At 61.2% G+C, this 20,858-nt stretch carries 22 protein-coding genes; 6 read left to right on the top strand and 16 right to left on the bottom strand.

Going from position 1 to position 20,858, the window contains the following annotated elements; genetic code table 11:
* Positions 1-118: 118 nt before the first annotated feature.
* From ACXJL8_RS00110 to ACXJL8_RS00080, 7 genes are all read right to left on the bottom strand, one after another.
* Entirely contained in the window at positions 119-565 is a 447-nt protein-coding gene (locus ACXJL8_RS00110) for a 6-pyruvoyl trahydropterin synthase family protein (protein ID WP_456684418.1), read from the bottom strand.
* 134 nt (positions 566-699) lie between these two features.
* Positions 700-1,764 (bottom strand): hypothetical protein, encoded by a 1,065-nt coding sequence (locus ACXJL8_RS00105; RefSeq protein WP_456684417.1) that lies wholly within the window; start codon positions 1,762-1,764, stop codon positions 700-702.
* A complete protein-coding gene (locus tag ACXJL8_RS00100; RefSeq protein ID WP_456684416.1) occupies positions 1,761-2,696 on the bottom strand; it encodes a VUT family protein in 936 nt (311 codons plus the stop codon). The genes ACXJL8_RS00105 and ACXJL8_RS00100 overlap by 4 nt, the downstream gene beginning before the upstream one ends.
* Before the next feature lie 1,604 nt (positions 2,697-4,300).
* The gene (locus tag ACXJL8_RS00095) at positions 4,301-5,377 is read right to left on the bottom strand and encodes a hypothetical protein (protein ID WP_456684415.1); all 1,077 of its coding nucleotides are present in this window, start codon (positions 5,375-5,377) and stop codon (positions 4,301-4,303) included.
* A gap of 893 nt (positions 5,378-6,270) precedes the next feature.
* A complete protein-coding gene (locus tag ACXJL8_RS00090) occupies positions 6,271-7,011 on the bottom strand; it encodes a hypothetical protein (RefSeq protein WP_456684414.1) in 741 nt (246 codons plus the stop codon).
* Positions 7,012-7,763: 752 nt separating this feature from the next.
* Positions 7,764-8,045: a DUF2312 domain-containing protein gene (locus ACXJL8_RS00085; RefSeq protein ID WP_456684413.1), complete on the bottom strand. Its 282-nt coding sequence runs from the start codon at positions 8,043-8,045 to the stop codon at positions 7,764-7,766.
* A gap of 438 nt (positions 8,046-8,483) precedes the next feature.
* Complete coding sequence (locus ACXJL8_RS00080; RefSeq protein ID WP_456684412.1) at positions 8,484-8,849, bottom strand: DUF2958 domain-containing protein; 366 nt, start codon at positions 8,847-8,849, stop codon at positions 8,484-8,486.
* A gap of 224 nt (positions 8,850-9,073) precedes the next feature.
* Here ACXJL8_RS00080 and ACXJL8_RS00075 point away from each other — a divergent pair, with 224 nt between their 5' ends.
* Positions 9,074-9,643, top strand: a complete 570-nt coding sequence (locus ACXJL8_RS00075) for a tyrosine-type recombinase/integrase (protein ID WP_456684411.1) — start codon at positions 9,074-9,076, stop codon at positions 9,641-9,643.
* A 101-nt stretch (positions 9,644-9,744) separates the two neighbouring features.
* Here the strand turns inward: ACXJL8_RS00075 and ACXJL8_RS00070 are convergent, their stop codons facing one another.
* The 5 genes from ACXJL8_RS00070 to ACXJL8_RS00050 all read right to left on the bottom strand — a co-directional run bounded on the left by ACXJL8_RS00070 (position 9,745) and on the right by ACXJL8_RS00050 (position 12,968).
* Positions 9,745-10,200 (bottom strand): DUF1801 domain-containing protein, encoded by a 456-nt coding sequence (locus tag ACXJL8_RS00070; RefSeq protein ID WP_456684410.1) that lies wholly within the window; start codon positions 10,198-10,200, stop codon positions 9,745-9,747.
* 105 nt (positions 10,201-10,305) lie between these two features.
* Entirely contained in the window at positions 10,306-10,938 is a 633-nt protein-coding gene (locus ACXJL8_RS00065) for a dihydrofolate reductase family protein (protein WP_456684409.1), read from the bottom strand.
* A 5-nt stretch (positions 10,939-10,943) separates the two neighbouring features.
* A complete protein-coding gene (locus ACXJL8_RS00060) occupies positions 10,944-11,462 on the bottom strand; it encodes an SRPBCC domain-containing protein (RefSeq protein WP_456684408.1) in 519 nt (172 codons plus the stop codon).
* A 141-nt stretch (positions 11,463-11,603) separates the two neighbouring features.
* On the bottom strand, positions 11,604-12,080 hold the full coding sequence (locus ACXJL8_RS00055) for a GyrI-like domain-containing protein (RefSeq protein ID WP_456684407.1): 477 nt from the start codon (positions 12,078-12,080) through the stop codon (positions 11,604-11,606).
* A 114-nt stretch (positions 12,081-12,194) separates the two neighbouring features.
* Positions 12,195-12,968 carry a VOC family protein gene (locus ACXJL8_RS00050; RefSeq protein WP_456684406.1) on the bottom strand — a complete coding sequence of 258 codons (774 nt, stop codon included), beginning with the start codon at positions 12,966-12,968 and terminating at the stop codon, positions 12,195-12,197.
* 591 nt (positions 12,969-13,559) lie between these two features.
* Here ACXJL8_RS00050 and istA point away from each other — a divergent pair.
* Positions 13,560-15,074 carry an IS21 family transposase gene (gene istA / locus ACXJL8_RS00045; protein ID WP_456684405.1) on the top strand — a complete coding sequence of 505 codons (1,515 nt, stop codon included), beginning with the start codon at positions 13,560-13,562 and terminating at the stop codon, positions 15,072-15,074.
* Positions 15,071-15,895, top strand: coding sequence for an IS21-like element helper ATPase IstB (gene istB / locus ACXJL8_RS00040; protein ID WP_456684404.1), 825 nt, complete (start codon positions 15,071-15,073; stop codon positions 15,893-15,895). The genes istA and istB overlap by 4 nt, the downstream gene beginning before the upstream one ends.
* Positions 15,896-16,062: 167 nt before the next feature.
* On the opposite strand, the gene ACXJL8_RS00035 is transcribed toward istB, so the two are convergent.
* A complete protein-coding gene (locus ACXJL8_RS00035) occupies positions 16,063-16,509 on the bottom strand; it encodes a MarR family winged helix-turn-helix transcriptional regulator (RefSeq protein WP_456684403.1) in 447 nt (148 codons plus the stop codon).
* A gap of 123 nt (positions 16,510-16,632) precedes the next feature.
* On the opposite strand from ACXJL8_RS00035, the gene ACXJL8_RS00030 reads away from it, so the two are divergent.
* A complete protein-coding gene (locus ACXJL8_RS00030; protein ID WP_456684402.1) occupies positions 16,633-17,106 on the top strand; it encodes a tyrosine-type recombinase/integrase in 474 nt (157 codons plus the stop codon).
* Positions 17,107-17,362: 256 nt separating this feature from the next.
* Entirely contained in the window at positions 17,363-17,830 is a 468-nt protein-coding gene (locus tag ACXJL8_RS00025) for a hypothetical protein (RefSeq protein WP_456684401.1), read from the top strand.
* Between the two features lie 840 nt (positions 17,831-18,670).
* Here the strand turns inward: ACXJL8_RS00025 and ACXJL8_RS00020 are convergent.
* Both ACXJL8_RS00020 and ACXJL8_RS00015 read right to left on the bottom strand, forming a co-directional pair.
* A complete protein-coding gene (locus tag ACXJL8_RS00020; RefSeq protein WP_456684400.1) occupies positions 18,671-18,868 on the bottom strand; it encodes a hypothetical protein in 198 nt (65 codons plus the stop codon).
* A 218-nt stretch (positions 18,869-19,086) separates the two neighbouring features.
* Positions 19,087-19,758 (bottom strand): dienelactone hydrolase family protein, encoded by a 672-nt coding sequence (locus ACXJL8_RS00015; protein ID WP_456684399.1) that lies wholly within the window; start codon positions 19,756-19,758, stop codon positions 19,087-19,089.
* A 176-nt stretch (positions 19,759-19,934) separates the two neighbouring features.
* On the opposite strand from ACXJL8_RS00015, the gene ACXJL8_RS00010 reads away from it, so the two are divergent.
* Positions 19,935-20,210 carry a tyrosine-type recombinase/integrase gene (locus ACXJL8_RS00010; RefSeq protein ID WP_456684456.1) on the top strand — a complete coding sequence of 92 codons (276 nt, stop codon included), beginning with the start codon at positions 19,935-19,937 and terminating at the stop codon, positions 20,208-20,210.
* Between the two features lie 47 nt (positions 20,211-20,257).
* On the opposite strand, the gene ACXJL8_RS00005 is transcribed toward ACXJL8_RS00010, so the two are convergent.
* Positions 20,258-20,858, bottom strand: a 601-nt coding sequence (locus tag ACXJL8_RS00005; RefSeq protein WP_456684398.1) for an N-6 DNA methylase, incomplete at its 5' end; no start/stop codon positions are given.

Raw genomic sequence — 20,858 nt, 5'->3', positions numbered from 1 at the left:
GTAGCTACTGAAGGCTGCCGAATGACCAAGTTGGGCGCAAAGCCGAATGTCCGTTGTGCGGCAAAGGGCAAGGTCCGGCACCGCGCCAACCGAAGGCGCGTAAAGGCTCTCTGCGGCGCTAGGCCAGCACTTTCGCCGCGTTTGCGCCGTGCTCGCGAACATGAACCTCGGCGAGGCGGATTCGCGGGCTGAGGCTCTGCTCGGCCAACCAGTCGCTGACCCAAGCGAAGATGTGCTCGGCAAACGCCTCACAGCTCACGTGCGGGAGAACGACGAGCTGGACCAGGCCAATCTCGTCCATTGCTCGCAGCTCGGCTAGCAGCGGATCGTCCGCAGCGACCAGCGTTTTGTGATCGAAGGTTTGCTCCAGCCAGCGCCTCACGGGTTTGAGGCTGCCGAAATCCATGACCCAGCTGCGTGCATCAAGGTCGTCGGCTTCGAACTCCAGGTGCACGGCGAGCGCGTAGCCGTGGAGGAACCTGCAATGCGAAGCTGACCGCCACTGCCGAAAGCAGCAGGACAGGCCGACGTCGTGGCCATAGGTCTTCGTGCTGCGATATTTCACGCGTAAGTCTCCAATCGTTGGGACCGGTGCCTTCGCAGATCGGAAGGCCGAGTTGCGTTCGATGCGCTCCCAACCGCAGAGCGCCTTTGACCAACAGGCCTCTGCGGCTGGCTGGATGGGTGGGCGAGGGGCGCTCAGAGCCCCTCGAGCACCTTCGCGTACAGCTCATCACCCGAGAAGAACGGCGTCAGCTGCTGTCGGCAGCCTTCGAGCTCAAAGCCACCCTGCTCAGCGCGTGTCAGCACCTCGCGAAGGTGCGCAACAAGCGCCGGCTTGTTCCTGCGATAGGCATCCTCGTTGAGGGTCCATTCGGACGGGTAACGGAACCCAGCTGGGTAGAGCTCTCGATAGCTGAGACGATCCGGCACCACCGGTACGGCACCGGCGAGCACCCCCTCGTAGCAGCCGATCCCGAGTGTCTCCTGCAGAGAGCACGAGAACACCACGCGGCTCTGCGCAAGCAGCCGGTGATACTCCTCCTTGGACCTCGACGTTTCTTGGCAGACGATGAACCGCCAGTCCGGAAAGCTGCCTGCGAGATCGCGGAACATGTCCACCTGCTTCTCCGGTGCCAGCCGGTGGGGGAACAGCACGATGTTCTCCTTGGGCAAACCGGCATATGGCGCCAGCACGTTCGGCAGGTACTCCATGGGCCAGCCGCACTGCGCAATACGCGGATGGGCCGGCGAGAGATCGAAAGCGTCGCAGAACAGCTCCACGTGGTAGCGCGTGGCAAAGACGTTCAGATCGTAGGCGTCGAAGAGCGCTTGCTCCATGCCGCGCGCCCACTGCCTGCGAGCGATGCGGGCAAGGAAATCGTTCGGATCGTACGAGCCCGCGTGCCATAGGCCGAAGATGACAACGGGCACCTCGAGCAGCTCGCTCATGTAGCGGATTTGATGCACTCCGGGGTGCCAAGCGTCGGGGACGACGAAGATATCCCCCGGCTGCACCTCGCCATTGTTGAAGAGCTCGGCCACCCGAGCGATCTGCGTACCCTTGTAGATGTTGGTGGCGGCGAAGTTCAGGAAAGTTTCTGGGGTGGTACCCTGCCGAAGCAGGGTACCCTTGATGCTGCGAATTTGTGTCGCCACGCCCTTACGCTTGGCCGCTCGCCTCAGCCGCTTCGGAAGCTCTGACACCCACTCGCACGTGTAGCGCTGCTGGTGAGCCTCGATGGGCAGGATCCGGATTCTCACGACACCGGCTCCGCTGTAACATGCGCCGGGTAGGTCGCCTCAGAGGTGTACTCGCCGTCCTCGGACACCTCGATCCTAACGGACCTTCCAGGATACCTCTGCGAGATGTGCCGGTAGAGGTCATGCCCGATCGTCTCGCAGCTCTGATCGCCAAATTCCAAGGGACCCGGGCCGTAGAGACTCTGCAGCCAGTCTGAGAGATCGTGGAACTCGACCTCGCGATCACGATGCCGAACCTCAAGTGAGACCTTGAAGCGGAACGTGTGACGATGACGCTCCGACAGGTAAGATCGGTGGGGCGGTGCATCAGGCCAGCGGTGGAAGCCGATGCGAGCGAACCTTACGGAGATCTCGTGACGTGGAGCGATAGGGGCATCGTCAGATCCAGGGACAGTGCCTCCTGCCGCATCGGGAGCAGGCGCTTCGTCTGGGGCGTCACGATGCCGGAGCCAGAGCCAGATCGCCAAGCTCGCTACCATCTTGATAATGCAGGCGATGAGAAATGCGCCGAGAGTGAAGCGCTCGATCAGCTGCAAGAAGACGAAGCTGTCGATAGGAACAGAGCATGCCGAGGAGATGAGGATCCGGTCCTTGAGCGGCTTGCGCAGGATCGTGAACACGATCTGATCCACCGTCTCGCTAATCACAAAAGCGATCGCGCTGGCGAGGGCAATCCAGCCGCCCGCTACAAAGTAGCTGCCGGCAGCGGCTAACAACGTAGCCACGAGGACGCGCTGGCCGATCTCCTGCTGACTGAAGTCACGCAGCACGAACACGACACCGGCCGCGAACAGAGCAGGTGGGATCTTGGCCCCGAGCACGTCCCAGTCGCCTATGCCGTAGACAGTCCAGTTGATGAACAAGATGAACAAGACGTAGAAAGGAGTCCACGGGCCAATAGGGCTCGGGCCGCGAGAGTTGCGGTTGCGCATGTTGGTGCTCCATTGCAGTTTGATTTACTGAGTTACTGGAGTAGCGGCTGCAGACGTCACGCAAGAAGAGCTTGCGAGTGCCGATCACGGCAGCGTTCAAGGACGATGTGCGTCTCTTCTCCAGCGCGTATGGACGAACGTGTGAGCAAATGATGAGGGCGTACGGTACTTGTTCACACTCTGAGGCAACGCGATAGCGGGTCGAATTAACTCTAGGATGTATCAAAAGCCATGATCTGCTCCTTTGTGACTTTGCAAATTGCAAAGTGTCGCTGCAGCTGTCAGTCAGCGGTCGATATCTTCCGGCAGCAGTGTGCTGTTCCGCCCGCGTCCAGCGAGTTGATCGAGATCTGCCGCCCACCGCTGAATCAGCGTCATCGGCTTCTCGCTACGCAGCACCTCACGGATTTTGGTCGTGAGATCGACGAGCCTTTCAGGGAGCCACAGACGGCTCTCTGCCTCTGTCAGCCGCAGACGATGGTTGACCTGTGCGATGGCATGACACAGCTGCCATACGTTGTGCGCGGCAAGAAGAACCTGAGACAGTGAGTCCCAGCACGTCTTGCCGGAACTTTTTACACACAGGTCGCCTAGTGTAAGCCGATCTGCAAACGGGCTAGAACATGGCCAAGGTGAGTCACTCCTTATGTGACGCGGGTTGTCTGGCATAGCGCATGCTGTAAGGTGGATTTTACGCGGTAAATTCGCGATGTCTGCGTAAGCTCGCTGGTAACGACCCGCGATGAGGAACGGGGTTGAGCTATCGAACGTCAGCTCGGCTCCGCCATGTGTTTCAGTCAAGCCGTCCTGAACCGCCGTAAGCGCGCAGGCTACTTCTGGGTGGCCGGTCCCTAGAACGTGAATCCTAGGTCGTTTCCCAGGTAGCCCTCATCGCGAAGGACCACCAGGTGCTCAAGTGTGATGGAAAGGTGAAGCCGCGTTGCGCCGGCAAACGCCCAGCCATCAAGAGCTCGATCACCGAATAGCGCGCGGTCATTCAGGTGCTTGATCCCGTTGCRCCATGCACGAGCTTCTTTCCTAGATCGTCCCTGCATGACATTCAGCAGTTTGGTACGGCCTGGCTCGCGATTGCGGATATAGTATAACGCGTTTCTCAACGTAAATTCTAGACACTGCCTGAAGCTGTAGAAGCCAGTCCCGGGTCTTCCAATTGCGGAAGTTGGCGCATCGATCACTGGTGCAGACTCCTGCTCCTCGGAGGCACGGAGTGTATTGTCCATGTACGTCACGGTGAGCGGGAGCTTGCCGGTCCCGATCTGAAAGCCCCCACTGTCAAGACAACCACATGCAACAGCAATCGCGCGTGTGGAGACCATGCAGTTCGGATTTCGATTAGCCAGAAGGTGCGGCGCAGCGTACAAGTAGCGGGAAAGCGTGGCTATGCCCTGGCCATTCAGTAAGTGAAGGTCACCTTTTGTAAGGCGTCCATCGGTACGTAGCGGCCCGTAACCGTCGCCAACAAGCCGAGCGTAGCCCGGCTGGATTGCCGGACAGTACTGCGCACCGTCGTGCTTTAGCAAATTTGGCTGCATTTTCTCACCTTTCCTACTGAGAGAGCGTGCAATCGTTGAGTTCCGTCTACCCTAATGGGGGGAGTGCTTGGGCAGCATCGCCCGGACGGCCTTCTCCGCGCGGATGCCAGATTCTATCGGCCCGTAGAGCAACGTTCCGCTGTCGTTACCGGCTGGCAGCCCAACGAACAGTGATATGTCGCTAGAATTTCCTGGACCGCTCGAACATTTTGGAAGCTGCCCAAGCGCGGGAAGACATTCCCTTACGAGTAGCGTGAGTGGCTGGGCGTCGGCCGAGCCGCTCATGTTAGTTCCGGTTTCGGCCTCGCTACCTCCTCTTGGTGAGGAAGCTTTGCCGTCGCTCCCATCGTGCCTGGTGAGAGTGCCTCCAGAACGATCCGCCTCCATGGGTATTGCACTGATGCAACCGCCTGATCCGGCTAGTTCGGTTTCGGCCGGTACGCTGGCGTCAACTGGGGCGACATCCATCGTGCCAAGTTCTTCGTTCCCCGGTTCATCTCCGTTGCTGCCAACGCGTGCAGCGTCATTCGCGAGATCACGAAGTTTTTGGTCACTCATTTTATGTGTTTCTTGATAGATGATTCCCTCGCTGCCAAATGCGAGAGAAATTCCACTTGACCTACAAAACACTGCTATGCCTTCCATTACGTGAGCTGTACGGCTGACATCATGTGGCCGCATTGACTCTCCGCTCTCTTCTCTCAAGGCGTATGAGCTACCCAGCTTAATCGCGGCAGCATAAATGGCGCGATCGTCGTTCTTCGCATTCGAAGCAACCGCTATATTGTTAGAACTCAGCTTTCTCTCAAGGTAACCTGGCTTTATCCGGCTCTCTGCAGTCCATACAAGGAGTGATATAATATGTCGCCTGTTATGCTTGCGCTTTGCGGGGCCCATCCAGAGATAAAAGCGTTCGTCCTTCAGTTTGATAGCGCCCAATCTTCGATCGAGAATCTCCTCGCGCTTACCCTCGAAAGGGACCGCTGGATCATCAGTAGCGTCTTGCTCTGGATCTTTTTCATCCAGGAATGTGGAACTGTCGCCTGATGCGGCCGCCCCACTCCCGCAAGACGGCTTCGTCTCCGGTTCAACTTGCTCGAGTGAGGGTGCCGAGGTGTTATCGGTCATGTTTTAGGTTCCTGGCGTCGCGGAATGCACATGGTGGTACCAGTGCACGAGCGGCTAACCTAACGATCTAGCGGCGAAAAAGGCTTTGTATGGCAATGGCTTAGAGGAGAAATGGCCCGCTGTAAGGGATTCTCATTTGCTTCTGCCTGCGGATAAGTCCGGCGAGGCAAACGGTGGCTTGCGTACTGCCGACCGGTCGTGAAGCGTCAGAGGATCCTCCCTTGAAAGCATGCGTTTGAACCGGCACTGGCAATTTTGGAGTTGGGCGATTCCGAGCGTGCCTCAACAAGTCGCGGAGCGCATCGGACAGCGAGGGCGTTCCCTCCCTGGAGCGGACTGGCCGTCTCCGTTGGTGCGGAGGTCACCGACGCAGGGGGTGAGCCCCCGCCCACCGAGAATACAGACGAGCACGATCCCGACAGTACGGCTGTCCGGGTCACCACACATCGGCGTGGGCGGCTTACGTCGGGCACCGCACGGTGCCGATGTCGTGCTCATGCGAGCCGGTGACAGATCTGGTTCCAGGGTGTCGAGACGGGCGACGCTGCTGCCACTCAGCAGCTCGTAAAGCGCAGCGCTGCGCTTGGAGCGCAACTGCTAAACTGGCGCGGCTTCTGATCTGCAGTGATTGGCGGAGTTTGGCCGGCTACCCTGGCGRCATGCGCGCTGCAGTGGGCTGGTCGTTAATCCGCTGGAGGGCTGAGCAGGACCACGCCGTTCGCGGGTGAGTGCGAGGGCGAAGGTTGAATTGACTGGTGGCGATGGGCCGGCCCGACCCCGGAAGAGCTGAGGCTGATCTTTGCGAAGGCAATCCGAGCCGAGTTAAAGTAGTGCTTTACGGGCCAAGCTGGGACTGAGGAACTCGTCGGTCCGAACAGCTGTTTCTACTAACCTTAGCTTCTCTTCCTGCGGCGATTTTCGTCGCGCTTTGTCTGCCTCCGTCGCACTGCAGCGGATATTCTAGGTTCTAAGACCTGCATGACAGCCCTCATGACTCGGTCGTTCGAGCTGAACGGGTCCTTACCAGCCGGTTGACGGTCCGCCCCCACGATACAGGCAGTCAAAAGCTTGGCGGCCTTCAGAGTCATCAATTTACCGTCGAGCGCCCTGAGGTGGTGAGTCGCTCCATAATAACCAAAGAGAGCGCGACGATTGGCCTCCTTTTGGGCCTGTATACCTTTGAGCAGGCGAAATACGGCGAGTCGAGCGGTTGCAAATGCTCTGCGATCTGCTTGCCAGTCCACGAGCGCGCGTTCAATCAGGAGACGACCTGTCGCCGGCTCCAGCCTAGCGTCGACAGTCTTGCCATACCCTCTGTAGTCCGGCTGAAGAAAATAGACATCAGAGTCGATCATGTCTTGAAGGAGTTTATGCCGCTGCTTTGGGTTTCTTGCTGCATGCAGATCCGGGAGGAATTCGGCAATCTTTCCTCCTATGCCGATGTGGGATTGAGCCGCGCTGGAGGTCCATACCTGCGTGAGCTCACGTGCTCTGTCATGATGGCGATCAATGTGGTGCGTGCGCTCCGCATCTGACATGTCCTGCGAGGGTTTGAGAGCAGTTCTCACTCTCTCTGACGAAAAATCAGACTCGGGGTTAGCTAAGATGAACAAGAGCAACTCGGTCTTCGTCATCCTTCGGTCACCGTCAAATAGCGGCGAGGGCGGCGAATTCAGTTCTTCTGACCGCTGCACCATGAGAGGATAGAGATGAATCTGCAAGTTATATAGCTGTTGCAGGTCTCTGACGCGATCCTTCGGAATAAAGTGTTTGCGACCGCGTCTCGCTTCGCCGATGAGGGGTACTAGGTGGGGTACTGGATGCATGCGCGGCATGGTTACAGAGCCTGGTTCGGTGGCTTGCGAGCAGAAGGGTTTTCCTTCGGACAGAAATAGCCAGGGCCTTTCCTATCCGTTGCGGAGACACGCTGCAGGCGGCTCTCGACCACGCAGCGTCACGTCTACGTCGGATGAGGAAATAACGCATTCTGCGGCAAAGCGTCTATATTGCGTCACCTCAATGCTCAACCTGTTTAGACTAACAAAATTTAAGCTTGAACATAGATGCCAGCCTTTTTGCCTCCGCATTGAGCCGCGAATCACCTTCTTTGTACAAGAAGCTGATTACCGTTTTCATTGAGATCGGCTTGGTATTTGTGAAGCTGATAAGCACACTGTACGCGCTCTCATCCTTAGCGTCCTGCTTAAGCCACTTGGTCTGCTCCCTTGCGTCCGATCCGTGCACTACCGCTACATACTGACTTGGATGCTCAGATTATGCTTTACAAGCGGGACCGGAAAACCAGTGGACTTTTGTAGCATTCCCACTGCTGTTCATTATCGCGGACTCCCTAGCTCATCTTTTGAGGAAAGTTCATCCGTAGTATTCAGGCGGCCTGCGCGACCGGGTCGGGAGCCGGCGCGTCCATGGCGCGCAGGTAGAGCTCGAGCAGCGTCTCCTGCTCCTCGCGCTCGTCCTTGTCCTGCTTGCGAAGCTTCAAGATCTCCTTGAGCACCTTTACGTCCAGGCCCTCGCCCTTAGCCTCGGCGAAGATCTCCTTCTTGGTCTCCATCAGATCCTTGATCTCTTCCTCCAACCGCTCGATGCGCTCGATGATGGAGCGGATGCGGTCGCCCGCGACGCCTACGGTGTCAGTCATATCACTCATGCTCCCTCCTCGCGCTGATGCGGGGCGGCACTTTTGCGGATCAGGATCAACGAGGGGTTAAGCGAACCGGCGGAGCCTGCTTAGCTATCTTGCCGGGCGTTTTCTGGTTGCTGTGCCTGCCGCGCCAGATGCAGCGTCCCACGCCGGATCGCCCACCGATTGCATGCCATGTTCAGCACAGGGATGCCCTGCCGCGACAGCGACACCGCCACGCGGCAATCGGATCAGTCGGAGGTGCAAACGGGTGCTGCGCCGAGCGGAGTGCCGCGGCCGGAGGGTGCGTGATGTGCTCGGCAGGTCAAGCGCGAGCGCGTTGGCCGCCTTTCGCAGACACGGACACTGAGCCAGCCGCAGTGTGTGGTGACCTCGATATGGTCAAGCCGCAGTACCAGGCAGGAAAGGGACTGCGCTGGCAGCCCCTTCGCACATGCCAGCATCTTACGCGCTCGGATTAATGCTTGGCCCACGGTCTAACTCGAGGATCCGGCCGGCGGCTCTCGCAACGCGCGTATATACCGAGATCGGATGCGTACCTCGGAATGAGCGGTCGCGCTCCAAGCCGATGGCGAGCCCAGCACTGACCTCCTTTAGCTCCTCGAGGCTGACGTAGCCGAGCTCAGGCTCGCCGAAGCCGAGATCGCACAGCCCGAAAAGGGTGTCGCCATCCGCCTCCATCGCGCAAATCAACCAAGTGGCCGGTCCCACCGGATTGAACAGCTTGAGCACGGGGTGGTGGTCGCGCTCCGGTTCGCGGCCATTGGCCAGGAGCAGCTTTCGGGTAGCAGCGTCGATCAGGGGCGGCATGGGCAACCTCGCGCGTGGGATGAGGAAGCCGTGCAGCCAGGCTGATCAAAGAGCGAGCGCGCCAAGGTTGAGGTGTGCCCGCACGAAAACGTCATAAAATGTAGTTTTTCTGAGGTTTGCAGCTAAGTTGTTGATATTGCTAAAGAAAGGCAAGAGCTCGCTCTCGGCTTGATTTGGAAACATCATGCCTTGCCGCTGAGGCGTACAAATTTTGAGGTTTTTCGATGAGCCAGGCCCGAGTTCCAAGCGATGCTGAGCTGAGAAGACTTTTGGCTGTTGCGGGCCAAGGCAAATATGGTCATCGGAACCGAGCTGCTCTGATGCTGAGCTACTTGGCCGGTCTGCGGGTCGGCGAGATTGCCTCGCTACGTTGGGGTGATCTCCTCGACGGGGACGGGAGGGTGCGCGAGCAGCTCCGGTTGAGCGCGGCTGTTACCAAAGGCGGACACGCGCGCGTCGTGTTCATGAATGCTCGCCTACGACGTGAGATTGAGCAGTTCCGATCCAGCCTGATCGAAGCGCCACAAGCTTCGCAGGCGGTCCTCATCACGCAGAAGAGGTCGGCGTTCAGCGCAAACGTGCTGACGCAGCTGATGAAGGGCTTCTACGTCCAGGCTGGCTTGGACGGCGGATCGAGCCACAGTGGTCGACGCTGGTTCATCACTCGCTTGGCCCACGCAGGCATCTCGTCCAAGGCCATTATGATGCTGGCCGGACACCGTCACCTCTCGACAACGCAGCGCTACATCGACGTCAACGACGAAATGATGCGTGCTGCGGTCGAGGTACTTTAGAGCCTTCCAATATCTCCGACTAATCGGTTTTGTTGAACAACTTCACCAGATCAGAGAGGCCATAGATGCTGCCTGTGATCCAGCCGGTCTACGTGATCGTCTCAGATGGGTGGCTGCGGCCTCAATGGCCGGGCGGCGTTGAATGTGATTGCCGAGGCGATGATAGCTTTGAACGCACCCTCGTCGATCGTGTCGCCATCGCGCAGATCAATCGCGCGCCGCGTGCCACCGTCTAGCCCAGCGTTGAAGAGGCCCGATGGATCTGGCAGCGACGCGCCCTGCGCAAAGGTCAGTTTGACCTTGTCCTTGTAGGTTTCGCCCGTGCACAAAATGCCGCCGTGCGACCAGACGGCGACACCCAGAGGATTGGACGGCTTCCGCCATTTCACGTCCTCGGTAACCGCCGGATCGGCCTGCCAGATCAGATTGCGGATCGAGGCTAGCATCGCCCCGCGCCAGTCGCCCAGCGCGGCGATCTTCGCGTCGATCAACTGCCCGGCGGTGCCGGTATCCTGGTCTCTTCCCTGAGTTGCAACGTCCGTCCTCTTGCCGGCCATCAGCGTCTCTCCCAAGGTAGTCCAACGCGCCGATCACATGCCTCAAAAAGGCCCGCAATGGATCGGCTTTCGGCGTTGAGGCGTCGACCGGCTCCCTTCCGACAATCAGCGCGTCAGCACGATGTAGGTCGCGAGCTCCGTCGGGACCGTCTCCGTCACGCGATAGCCGAGGCCTGGCAGGTCTATGCCCGCGAACAGGTGTTCGCCCCGGCCCAGAACGATGGGTGACACCGCCAGCTGCATTTCGTCGATCGCGCCCGCGAGCAGATACTGCCGGACCGTCGACACGCCACCGCCGACCTTGACGTCCAAGTCGCCAGCGGCGGCCTTGGCCTGGGCGAGCGCCGCCTCGATCCCCCCGGTGATGAAATGGAAGGTCGTCCCGCCCTCCATCTCGATTGGCGCCCGGGCGTGATGGGTGAGGATGAAAGTCGGTGCGTGATACGGGGGATTGTCGCCCCACCAGCCCTTCCACGCGTCGTCCGGCCATTCGCCCCGGATCGGGCCGAACATATTGCGGCCGAGGATGAAGGCGCCGAAGCCTTTCATCCCGTCCTCGGCAAAGCGATCGTCAGTCCCGCCCTCTTGCCCGATCATCGAGCGGAAGGCCCGCGTCGGGAAGAACCACCGCATCAACTCCGGGCCGCCTTTCCCGAGCGGATGCTCGAGGCTCTGGTCCGGGCCGGCGCCGAAGCCGTCGACGGACACTGCAAAACCTCTCACGCACACCTTGCCCATGGCGGTCAGACCTTCGCGTCCAGGCTGATGACAAGCTCGTCCAGCTGCGCGAATTGCTCAGCCCAGCCGCTGGTGCTTCCGCAGGCCATGGCCTCGTTGAGCGCTTCCTTCGAGGGATAGAGCTCGTGCACGACGACGCGTGTCGCCCCGCCCGTTTCCTCGAAGGTCACGGTGGTGACGGCCCCGTCCTCACCCCCTTCGTCATTGGTCCAGACGAGTCGGGCACGGGGCGTCACCTCGACGTATCGGCCGAAGAACGCCATGGGCTGCTCCGAGGAAGGATGACCCATCACCAACCGGTAGGCGCCGCCCGTGCGGATATCGGCCTCGAACGAGATCAAGGACACGCCGCACGATTTGGGCACCCACCATTGCTGAAACAGCTCCGGCTTGGTCCATGCTTCGAACACGATGCGCGCCGGTCCACTGACGGTTCGCGTAACGACGAACTCCCTTTCTGATGCCGGCTCCACTGTTGTGCGGGCCTTCCTGGCGGCGGGAACATTCTGTCCGCTTGCGTCCATCGAACGTCTCCCTCTGCTTCGACCCTTGCCTCCTGATCGGCGCCGAACATCCATGAACTTGCGCCATCCAGAATGCTCAGAAGCCATCGAGCGGGATGGCCATCTTCAAGATCAGGCTCTGACGGCTCTCGCCAGCTCAACTCACGCCAGGAGGGCGTACAGGTCTGTCTCCGCCTCCTCAGGCGGCACGTCGGGAGCGGCATAGATCTCCCAATTGAGGCCTGCAGGCACCAATCCTTGGGCCTTGATGCCCGAGAACACGCGTCCCCATGCGTCCGGCAAACCCGCGTAAGAACCGCGCATACGAAGATGAGCAGCGCGTCCTTTTGGCAATGTGAAGAGGCTCACCGCTCCTGACACGCTGAACCCTTCCGGCACGAAGACACCCGGCGCGTAGTCGATCATCCCAGCCTCCGGAGGCCGCCAAACCGTCAGCGTCCAGCCACCGTTCTCAATCCCCGCATCTTTCAGCAATGCATCGAGTAAGGCGCGTGCCTCACGCTGTGCTCGGGGAAGATCAGCAAAGGCCACGGTGTTACGGACTATCGCGATCAGTCGTGGTTCAACCGGCACGATCTCGATCTGAGCAGCATCTATCCCGGCTGCAGTCATGATCATACCCTCTTACGTGTTGTGGCGACCTAGGACGAGCGGGCTCGCAGCTCCCCGGCAAGCAAAGGTGCCGCCCGTGCGTCAGCACGTCGAAGAGCCTCGCTCTGATTTAGCCGAAAGTCAGGTGTGAGGACTGAACAGCGCGAACATCGCACCTTGCGGGTCAAGGCCCTGGACGATCCAGTCACCGCCTGGCACTTGGTGCGGGCCATTGATGACGGTCCCACCCGCAGCCTGGATGCGCGACACTGCAGCCTCGATGCTGTCGACGCGGAAGTAGTAGGTCCAGAACGGTGCCGGAAGGCTCGGCGGCTTGGTCATCATCCCACCGATCGCGGCGCCACCAGCAGCGAACAACTGGTAAGTGCCCATAGGCCCCAGGTCGACAGCGTCGGCTTTCGTCCACCTAAACAGGTCAGAGTAGAAGCTGAACGCACTCTCGGCGTCAGCAGCCATCAACTCACGCCACGCGGCGTATCCCGGCTCATCAGGGAGGGCCGGTGATGCCGACCCACACTCCATGCCCTTGAACAGCACGAACTCGGCCCCTTGCGGGTCTGCCACGACGGCGAAACGGCCGATGCCCGGGATGTCGGTCGCTGGGCGGTGAATCTGACCACCGCCGTCTGTCACCCGCACCGCGTAAGCATCGACATCGTCAACGATGACGTAGCCGAGCCAGCCCGGGCGAGCGCCGGCAGCACACGCGTCCTCGGGCAGGGTCATCACCCCCGCCACCGGCGTGCTTCCGGCGAGGAAGGACGTATAGGTCATACCAGGTTGGCTCGCGTCACGGGCATTCCAACCGACCACGGCCTTGTAGAAAGCCTCTGCGGCCGCTGCATCGGTCGTCATTAGCTCGTACCAGGCAAACTGTCCGTGCGCGCTCGACATACAGGCCTCTCCGATCGGGCAATGAGCTTCGCGGAGCCCCCGCCAGCCTGATAATATTGATATCAATATGATCTGATTTGTCAATACGGCCGAGCTTGCGTTGCGAGCGGCTCAGCCCGGTAAGGGAGCACGGCTTCTCCGACAATGTCGCGGGCAATCGGACTGACGAACCCAGCCTCCTCGGCAAAGCGCCGGAGCACTGCCTCAACGTCGCGCTCGCTCCAGTTTGCAACCTAAGCGGCGGCAAAGCCCATCATCGTCATGGTGCATCAGCATAATCGCTAAGCCCCTTAAGCGTCTTCTGAGCGCCTCGGGGGGGGGTTGCAGCTGTATGCTGGTGCAGCGAGCACCCGCGGCAGCTCGAAGCCGAGATCGCAGGCGCGGCGGAGGCGAGCGGGTGCAGCGCGGCAATCAGGATGAGACCAGCGCGTCAATCAAGATGAGAGGAACCGCCGATCTGATGACGCAAGGAGGGCAGAGCCCGACCGGAGGCATCGGATCGGCGTCGGCGTGACCTCCAGGGGCACGTCGTCTGGTGATCGCGGCCACCGGGCCAGCTGCGGGGTCGTCCTCAGTTTGAGGAGCCCGCCCGTGCCCGGCCGCCACGTGACCGATCACCAGATGAGGCTCTTCATGCAGTTCCGTCAGAGCGACAGCGTCGCTGCGGCCGCCGCCAAGGCCGCCTTCAGTCCCGCCACCGGCCATCGCATTGCCGCCGATCCGCGTCTGCCCTCGGCTAAGAAGACCCCGCGCGGACGGCGTCGGCCCGATCCTCTCGCCGAGGTGTTCGAGGCCGAGATCGTGCCATTGCTCGAAGCCGCGCCCGGCCTGAGGCCGGTGGCCGTCTTCGAGGAGATCCTGCGCCGTCATCCCGATCTCGGCGAAGGGGTCCGCCGGACGCTGGAGCGGCGTATCCGGGCTTGGCGCGCCGTGCACGGAGCCGACCAGGACGTCATCTTTCGTCAGACCCACGAGCCCGGGCGGATGGGGCTGTCGGACTTTACCGACATGGCCGATCTCGGCGTCACCATCGCTGGGCTGCGCCTCGACCATCGGCTCTACCACTTCCGGCTCGCCTACTCCGGCTTCGAGCACGCCCACGTCGTGCTCGGCGGCGAGAGCTTCGTGGCGCTCGCCGAAGGGCTGCAGAATGCCCTCTGGTCTCTCGGCGGCGTGCCGCGCGAGCACCGCACCGACAGCCTCTCGGCCGCCTTCCGCAACCTCGACGAGGCCGCCCAGGAGGATCTCACCCGCCGCTACGAGGCCCTGTGCGCCCACTACGGCATGACGCCCACCCGCAACAACACCGGCCTCGCCCACGAGAACGGCTCGGTCGAGGGCCCGCATGGCCATCTCAAGCGGGCCATCGCCGACGCGCTCCTGCTGCGCACCAGCACCGACTTCCCCGACCTGACCGCCTACCGCACCTTCGTCGACGAGCTCGTAGGACGCCGCAACGCCCGCCAAGCCAAGCGCATCGACAGCGAGCGGGCTGTCCTGGCGCGGCTGCCCGAGCGGCGCTCGTGCGACTACGAGCAGGTCAGCGTGCGCGTTTCCTCGGCCGGCGGGTTCCGCCTGCGCAAGGTGTTCTACACCGTGCCCTCGCGCCTGATCGGCCACACCCTGCGCGTACGCCTCTACGACGACCGCCTCGACGTCTTCGTCGGCGGCTCCCACCTCCTCACCCTGCCGCGGGGGCGGGCTCATCCGGACGGACGGCACGATCAGGTCGTCGACTACCACCACGTCATCCACGCCCTCCGGCGCAAGCCGATGGCGCTGCTCAACCTCGTCTACCGCGACCGGCTCTTCCCGCGCGCACCCTACCGGCACGCCTTCGAGGCCCTGCGCGCCGCGCTTCCGGAACGGCAGGCCTGCCGCATCGCCGTCGACTTACTTGCGCTGGCCCATGACCGCGGCTGCGAGGCCGAGCTCGCCGAATGTCTGGCCGTCGAACTGGCCGCCAAGCGCCTGCCCGATCTCGCCGCCTTGCGCGCCCGCTTCGCACCCGATCCGGCTACCATCCCTCACGTCAACGTCGTCCTCGGCTCGCTGACGAGCTACGAGAGCCTCCTCGACGGCGTCACGACGGGAGGGGCGGCATGAAGGCCCTGGCCCGCACCACGACCGCGGTCGACACCGCCCGGCTCGGGATCATGCTCGGTGAGCTGCGCCTGCCGACCATCAAGACCGTCTGGCCCCGCTTTGCCGAACAGGCCGACAAGGAGGGCTGGCCCGCCGCCCGCTTCCTCGCCGCCCTCGCCGAGCACGAGTTGGCCGAGCGCGACAGACGACGCATCGAGCGTCATCTCGCCGAGGCGCGCCTGCCGCCGGGCAAGACGCTCGATGGCTTCGACTTCGCCGCCGTGCCGATGCTCTCGAAGGCTCAGGTCATGGCGGTCACCGCCGGCGACGCTTGGCTGGCGCAGGGGGCCAACCTGCTCCTGTTCGGTCCACCTGGCGGTGGGAAGAGCCATCTCGCCGCCGCGATCGGGCTCGCTCTCGTCGAGGCCGGCTTCAAGGTGCTGTTCACCCGCACCACCGACCTCGTCCAGAAGCTGCAGGTCGCCCGGCGCGACCTCGGCCTGGAGGCGGCCATCGGCCGGCTCGACCGCTTCGACCTGCTGATCCTCGACGACCTCGCCTACGTCACCAAGGACCAGGCCGAGACGAGCGTGCTGTTCGAGCTGATCAGCGCCCGCTACGAGCGCCGCTCCCTGATGATCACCGCCAACCAGCCCTTCGGCGAATGGGGTCGGATCTTCCCCGATCCGGCCATGACGCTCGCTGCCGTCGACCGGCTGGTGCACCATGCCACCATCTTCGAGATGAACGTCGACAGCTACCGGCGTCGCACGGCCCTGGATCGGAAACGCGGTCCTGGTCGACCGCCAACTCGCGCGACAATCAAAACTGCCGATGCGTGACGCGCCGCGACACGAACCTGACCCGACGCCACCTTGCGCCGGTCGATCGACCCGCTCATCATCAACCCGCCGCGACACCGGTCACTCATCCTGATTGTCGCTGACATCTCATCCAGATCGCCGCGCTACAAGCGGGCAACTGGTGCCATGAGCCAATGCTGTCATGCTCAGGCTAAAGCACGCATTGCTCGACGCACCGCCTCCGCATCCAAGTCCGGCAGGAGCGCTTCGATCGCTTGATGAGTCTGCTCCCAGATTGGCACCGCCTGCCGAAGAAGCGCCTTCCCCTCTGCCGTCAGCCGGAGTAACCGCTCTCGCCGGTCTGCAGGGTTGGGCGTCACATCGACGAGACCACGGCGTTCCAGAGGCTTGAGAGCCGCGGTCAGAGTTGTCTGATCCATCGCAAGCAGCGCGGCCACCGGCCCCATGGTCGGCGGCTCAGGACGGTTCAGCGACATCAGAAGGGAGAACTGGCCGTTGGTCAGTTGCACCGGCCGCAGCGCCTCGTCGAAGCGCCTCGCGAGGGCGCGCGCGGTGCGCTGCGCATGCAGGCACAGACAGGTGTCCCGAACCAGTAGGGTTGTCTCGAAGGGGACATCGAGCGGCTTAGACATTTAAAAATCGTATTGATATCAAGGCTATTAATCAAGGCCCGAGCGATGCCCCCCGGGGGGGGGGTGACGGGGGGCTATACAGATCACCTCCTACGTGATGTTTAACTGCTGCCGGCCGGTCTGATGCTGAGCTACCCCGCGGACCTACGCGTCGGAGAGATCGCAGTGCTACGCTGGGGTGATCTCCTCGACGGCGAGGGGAGGGTGCGTGAGCAGCTCCGGCTGAGCGCGGCCATCACAAAGGGTGGGCATGCGCGTGTGTTGTTCATGAACGCGCGCCGGCGCCGCGAGGTTGAGCAATTCCGGTCGAGTCTGGCCGAAGCGCCGCTGACTTCACAGCCGGTACTCATCACACAGAAGAGGTCGGCATTCAGCGCGAACGTCCTCACGCAGCTGATGAAAGGCTTGTACGATCAGGCCGGCCTGGACGGTGGCTGGAGCTACAGCGGCAGAGGTTGGTTCATCACCCGCCTTGCACATGGCGAGAACTCGCCCCAGGCGATCATGATGCTGGCTGGCCACCGACACCTCTCAACCACGCAGCGCTACATCGATGTCAACGACGAGATGATGCGTGCAGCTGTCGAGGTGCTCTGACCGAGACGCCAGCACGAGCGCCCGTCATCTGGCGAGGCCGCTGTTTTACGTCTTGGTGAACGCGCAGCACGAGGATGACTTATGCTCAACCTCACGGCACCACGCGTCTTAACCTCTCTCATACCCTTCGTTTTGATTGGGCCGGCCGTTGCCAGGCTCTACATGTGCATCCCGACGGTCTTCCCGTCGGTTGTGAAATTCAGGACGTGGGCATTCATTGACACCTACGTCGTGCAGTCTGCGGGCCCGTGACCTGATGCCCACCATCTACCTGGATTGCGATGGCGTACTCGCAGATTTTGATGCTGGTGCCGGACGCATCTTCGGCATGCCACCGAGCGAGTTTGAGCGCCGCTTCGGGCTGAGGCGGTTCTGGAGCAAGCTGGCCTCGCTCGACGACTTCTTCGGAGGGCTTCCACTGTTGCCCGATGCCATGGAGCTCTACGAGGCTGTGCGTCATCTGAAGCCAATTATCCTGACAGGACTGCCGCGCGGCAATTGGGCTGAGCCGCAGAAGCGGCGCTGGGCAGAGGCGCACTTCCCAGGCGTCGAAGTGATCACCACGAGCGCGGCATTGAAGCGGGAGCATTGTCACCCAGGCGATGCCTTGGTGGACGATCGCGAGAAGTACCGTCACCTCTGGGAAGAAGCCGGCGGCATCTTCATCCATCACCGCGATGCAGCCACTTCGATCAGCGAGCTACGCAGCCACGCCTTTCTGTAAAGGAAGCCAGGGAGATCGGCTCCGGTCTTCCTAGACAAAGATCTGCCGTCACCCATATGATGTGCGAACGTTGTCAGCGCGAATTGTGCGGCTGAGCGTGATGTTTTCAGGATTCCCACACACATGAAGCGCCGAAGCGCGCGACCGTTCACGGTCGAAGTCAAGCACACCCGCACATCCCGTGCCTCGCTGTCCGATGCCACCGCACGTTCCCGCAAGAGCAATGATCTTTGGCAGGGTCTGCCACTGATCGCGGATAACCAGCCCGCCGAGGTGAAGCCGGTACAGCCGGTGCAGCCAGCTTCTTCCGAAGCTGCTCGGCTCGAGACACCCGCTCGTCGTGTACTGCCGAGCCTGGTGCCGATGTTTGCCATGCCGGTTGAGCCCGAAGTCCAGGCGATTCATGAAGCACCAGTGCCGGAGCGCCTGCCGCGTGTCCGCCGTGTCAAATCGGCGGCCGAGCCCCTGCAGAAGTCAGCTGCTAGGGTTAGCCCGAGGCGAGGGCCTCGCGCTGAGCCAGCAATACAGCCGCGGGTTACACCTGCTGCCGTTCCTGCCTCGATCACAACGCCCGTCATGGTCTCGCAGCCTGCTGTGGCGCAGGCGCGTACAGTACGGCGTTCTCAGCCGGCCGAAACACTGCGCCTTGGCGAGCGGTGGAAGCGACGGCTTCCGCGCGTCCTCAGGTGATCTGGCCCCGGGCTGTCTGCCGCACGTTGATGCTTTGCGTCCAGCTGGCTCTCCAGAATTCGTCACCAAGGGTCACGCGGACGCTCGACAACCTCGTTGCGCATCCGGCGGAGGAAGCTGTGGCAGCGGGCTGAGTGCTGGCGCCGACTGCTACGCCAGTTCCGCGTTCGGCTCTGATGACGCAGCCTCGCACGCCTCACAGGCACGGTCCAGGAGGGTTTGCAACCTCTCTGGCATAGTATCGAGACTAGGCAGATCGAGTTGCTTCAGTCCATGCGCGATACCCTGCAGGACGGCATCAATGCCATCATCGCAGCCGCTGGTGTGGAGGTCCTTGAGTTCACGCATGATAAATGCTCCCGGTCAGCAGCTCCTTTCACGGGTGCATCTGGCCGAACTGTCATGTGGCGGTAGACAGCTCAGATGGTGCCTCCGGCTGAATATTGAAATGGATAGCAGCCATGCGGGCGGACGTGCCCGCTCGCACACGGCTCTCCAGCCCTTGAGCCGCAGATCTGGCCTTGAACAGCGCTGTGAGCTCGCAAACTTGGGTACCGTCCCGAAGCTTAAGCGGCCTGGAGGTGCTGTCCGAGGAATCCTGCAACGCGTGTAGCCGCATCGAGCTGTGCTGGTCCCGAAAGTCCATGACCCTGGCCTTCGTAGATCCGGATCTCGTGCGCCGTTCCCTGCTCCTGAAGCAGTTGCTCCAGCCCTCGTGCGTGAGAGACCGGCACGATTGCATCTGCGCTGCCGTGCAGGATCAGCGTAGGCGGCAGGCGTGGGCGCTCACGCTTGAGCTCCTCCGGTAACGGACCGAAATAGTCGACAATCGCCCGCACCCGCGGCTCAGCTGCCGCTGTGGTGAGGGCCAGAGCTGCACCGAGCGAGATCCCAACGATGCCGAGCCTCTGCGCATCGGTATCAGGCTGGTCCGCCAGCCAGACGACTGCATCGCGCACCGTCTCCGCCCAGAGCGGAAAGTCCTGCCGCAGCCGGGTATAGGCAACACGCCGGTCACCAGTCCGGTCAAGGTAGTGGACGAAGGCGACGTGGTAGCCTAAGGCAGCAATCGTGCGAGCGGCCAAGTGGTAACCCGCGGCAAAGGTCAGCCCGTCGGCACCGTGCAGGAGAAGTACAGCTGGGCTGGATGCTCCGTTCCCGTCGCCCCCTGCAGAGCCGCCAGAGGCAGCGAACCATTCCACCTCAATTCGTCGGGCGCCACTCGTGAAGCTCTGCATTTGAGGATCTATGTTCCCGCTTTCTGGCCTGAACCGCAGAGGTGGGAGGCCGCCTTGGACATTAGGATGCGGCACTTCGCGCTCCTACGGAGCCACGTGGCTGATCATCGAGAAGCCTAAATCACATATGATTAGCGGCCGGTGAGATTGACCGGGTTCGATCCACCTTGGCCGAGATGCCCGCCTCGTCGCAGCCGGTCCTCATCACCTCGAAGAGGTCGGCATTCAGCGCCAACGTGCTGACACAGCTGCTGAAGGGCTTCAACACTCAAGCAGGTCGAGACGGTGGCTCAAGCCAGAGCGGCCGCCGCTGGCTCATCAATCGCCTGGCCCACGCAGGCATCTCGCCCAAGGCCATTATGATGCTCGCCGGTCACTGGCATCGCTCGACGACGCAGCGCTACATCGACGTCAACGACGAGATGATGCGTGCGGCTGTGGAAGTGCTCTGACATGTAGAAGGCCACACTTGAGTAATGTTGAAGCTTAAGCCTCATGATTATCTAAATATCGCGATGTCTGCTAGCAGATTGTCGATATCTTCTAATAGGCTCGCTGCTTCATTCTCCGCTTCATGGGCTAAGTTATAGATTGCCTTGACATCTATCTCCTCGGATGAGGCCTGCGATACCCAATCGGACGGCAATAGTTTAAAACCACTTTCGTGGACGACATTTATACTGATGCGGGCAACACGCGTGTTATCTGTTCCGTTCACGTATTCGAAAAATATTTTCTCTGCCATATCATCTTCGATGCGCTCAGATCGTCGTCTGCCCAGAGTGTAAAATTTTGTTGCGTCTACGAACGACACTGTGTTGGTGGATTTATTCGACCCAATTTTGGAAATAATGAGTAGCACAAAAGTTATTTCAGTCCAGGGAACAATTCCTCTAGGTAAAGAAATGACGCCTTCGAGAATTCCATCCCGAACAAGTTGTTCTCGCAGAGCTTTGTCATTCCGTCTGGAGAGAAAACTTTGCGGAACTAAAACGCAGGCCCTACCATTGGCTTTTAGAGAAGCGATGGATTTTTCAAGAAACTGTGTCTCCAGGCGGGTGTGCCGATGAGACGAGCCTGAAAGCTGCACTTGGTCAGTC

The organism is Bradyrhizobium sp. P5_C11_2, from assembly GCF_054049755.1.
This window is presented reverse-complemented; position numbering and strand designations above follow the sequence as displayed.